This is a genomic window from Saccharopolyspora sp. NPDC000995 (assembly GCF_053599315.1).
In genome coordinates this window covers 1-2,256 of the sequence record NZ_JBSFLZ010000287.1, presented here as the reverse complement: position 1 = coordinate 2,256, position 2,256 = coordinate 1, and the positions used below count along the sequence as shown (strand labels likewise).

Here is a 2,256-nt window from a genome sequence, read left to right as displayed (position 1 = left end):
AGACCTCGCCGTTAGGCGGTCCGTGAAGCAGGAACCTCAACCGGCGTTAGCGCTGGTTGGAATCCCCCGGCTTTAGCCGTGGGGAGGACGTCAACAGGTGGTCGTTGGTGTGCATCTTGACGTCGTTCCAGCTGCTGTAGGAGATCATCACCGAGCCGACGCCGCGCTCGATCGCGGCCTGGAGCGGCGGCAGGCGCACCGCGCGCAGCTCCGCCTCATCGATCTCGGTGTTGCCCTTCTCGTCGCCGCCGGTCGTGCCGCCGTCTCCGGCGTAGTGCTTTGCGGTCGCCAGCACGGATGCCGGAGCGTCCAAACTGGACCCCTGCAGGCCGGTCAGTGGCCGCCGTTCTCGGGTGCGGCGGCCTCGCGACGTACCTGCTAACCCTGAACCGCTCACCGCCTCCTGAGCTGGCATCGATCCGCGGCGTGCCCCACGTGGTGCCGATCATCCTGTTCCTGCTGGTCGTCGGCACGCACGTGCTAGACCGCACCCGCTACGGCCGGCACCTGCACGCGGTCGGCAACAACCGGGATGCCGCGCACCGCGCCGGAGTGAACGTCACCATGGTGGCTGCCGCGGGAGTGGACGAGCTGTCCCGGCGGCGTTCGACGGCGCAGCATGGAGGTGAGCGGAGGACGTCGCGCAGCGCAAGCGGTCACTGTGCTACAGCTTTCCCCGGAGCGAAGCCCGAAACACGCGGAGGATGCGGCCGAGTTGACCACGACACCACACGCGGGAGCGCGGCCCGATGAGGTGCGCCAGCACAACCGGGCGGTACTGCTGCGTCGGCTGCACATTGGCGGGCCCTGCACCAGGGCGGCGCTAGCCACCGAGATGGGGCTCAACCGCAGCACCATCAAGGCACTGGTCGACGAGCTGGTCAAGGACGGCCTCGTCGTGGAGCGCGTGCCCGCTCAGCGCAGCGGCGCCGGCCGGCCGTCGCTGCTGGTGCTGCCGCAGCCGCACGCGGCGGTGACTTTGGCGGTCGACATTCGGGTCGAGCAGGTCGCGATGGCCCTGATCGGGCTGGGTGGCGAGATCCTCAACCGGTGCAGCTGGAGCCTCCGCCCGGCCACCCGAGATCCGCGCGAGGTCTTCACCAAGATCGTCGACAACAGCGCGGTGCTCATCGAGGAGGCCGGCGTCGACGTCGTCGCGGTCGGGGCGTCGGCGCCCGGCGTGGTGCGCCGCGCGGACGGGATGGTGCGCGAGGCCCCGAACCTGCACTGGACCGAAGTGCCGCTCGGCGACTGGCTTTCCAAGGCGTTGGGCGGTCGGCGGGTGGAAGTCGGCAATGACGCGGAACTCAGCGTGCTCGCCGAGCACCTGCGCGGCGCGGCGCGGAGAGTGACCAATGCGGTTTTCGTCGGAGCCGATGTCGGTGTCGGTGGCGGGGTGATCTCCGGTGGCATGCCGTTGCGGGGCAGCGGGGGTTATGCCGGGGAGCTCGGCCACATGGTGGTGCGGCCGGACGGGCACCAATGCTATTGCGGCAGCAGGGGATGCTGGGAGACCGAGGTGGGGGAGCGGGCCTTGAGCCGGGTGCTGGACCTGCCGGAGGATTCGCCGCGCGGCGTCGTCGTCGCCGAGCTGCACGCGCTGGCGCAACAGCCCGACGAAGTGTTGCAGCGGCTCGGGGAGTTCGGCGAGTGGCTGGCCATCGGGCTGTGCAACGTGGTCAACCTGCTGTGCCCGGAACTGGTGGTGCTGGGTGATCTGTTCACCGCGCTGCCGCGCACGTTGATCGACCACGTCGGCAGGCTGGTCTCCGAACGCAGCCTGGTCAGCCGTGCGATGGGCGGCACCAAGCTCGTCACTTCCTCGCTCGGCGGCGACGGCAAGTTGCTCGGCGCCGCCGAGCTCGCCTTCGAGCAGGTCTTGGCCAGCGGCTGAGCCGAACGGCCGAAACCGTTGCCCCAGCGGGGAAAGCGCACGTTGCGATGTGGTTACGCCGAATCTTCTTGATCAATCCAGTAAGCTTCTGCGCGACGCCTCCCGGTGATATGTTGCTGCGGACAACATATTGGACCGGCGTCGAACCCGACCCGGTCGAGCGAATCTTCGCGTCCTGCGTTCTCGGCGCGCCACTTCCGACGTTCCTGCGAAAAGAGGGACCACCTTGTTCACTGGGAGATGGGCGAGCACCCAGGTACTGGCTCAGGGTCAGCTGCTTGACGCCAACGCGGTGGATTTTGCGTTGTTGGCGTTGTACTTCGCTTTTGTTCTGGGTATTGGGTATTTGGCGCGGCGTGCGG

At 68.3% G+C, this 2,256-nt stretch carries 2 protein-coding genes and 1 pseudogene; 2 read left to right on the top strand and 1 reads right to left on the bottom strand.

The features are described from left to right. Positions 1-91: 91 nt before the first annotated feature. Positions 92-337: pseudogene (locus ACWDKQ_RS35820) on the bottom strand (glycoside hydrolase family 3 N-terminal domain-containing protein); the annotation flags it as partial. Here ACWDKQ_RS35820 and ACWDKQ_RS35815 point away from each other — a divergent pair. Then, positions 337-753: an ABC transporter permease subunit gene (locus ACWDKQ_RS35815; protein WP_450143180.1), complete on the top strand. Its 417-nt coding sequence runs from the start codon at positions 337-339 to the stop codon at positions 751-753. The pseudogene ACWDKQ_RS35820 and the gene ACWDKQ_RS35815 sit on opposite strands and share 1 nt — an antisense overlap. Then, the gene (locus ACWDKQ_RS35810) at positions 716-1,894 is read left to right on the top strand and encodes an ROK family protein (RefSeq protein WP_450143179.1); all 1,179 of its coding nucleotides are present in this window, start codon (positions 716-718) and stop codon (positions 1,892-1,894) included. Before ACWDKQ_RS35815 ends, ACWDKQ_RS35810 begins: the two co-directional genes overlap by 38 nt. The last annotated feature ends 362 nt before the right edge of the window (positions 1,895-2,256 follow it).